We start from the raw sequence: 346 nt of genomic DNA on the forward strand, positions 1-346 counted from the left end.
CGGTAAGATCGCACCTTATCCATCACAGACACCAAGGTCTGATAGGAAGTGTCTTTTCGTGCCATGACAGTAATATCTTTCTTTTCCGGAATACGCGATTTCAGCTCCTGCATCACTTGCCCTAACATCGCAAAGTCGTAAGCCCCAGTACTTACGGCCGCGTTGTCAGAGCTATTATTTGCAACTGAATTCCGCTTTAAACTATCTATTTGCTTAATCACACCGCCTTTATTGTCGGCAACCACCAACTTATCTTCCAGAATCATTACCTGTAACTGCAATGACTCATCATCCTGAGCTGAGCTTTGGTCTTGAGTTGGAAAGTTCAACTCAAGTACACTCGTAT

At 43.9% G+C, this 346-nt stretch carries 1 protein-coding gene; it reads right to left on the minus strand.

The annotated features are described in order from the left end of the window. On the minus strand, positions 1 to 346 hold a 346-nt coding region (locus tag A3735_RS10280; protein ID WP_197485832.1), incomplete at both ends, for a biopolymer transporter ExbD.

This window comes from Oleiphilus sp. HI0061 (assembly GCF_001635675.1).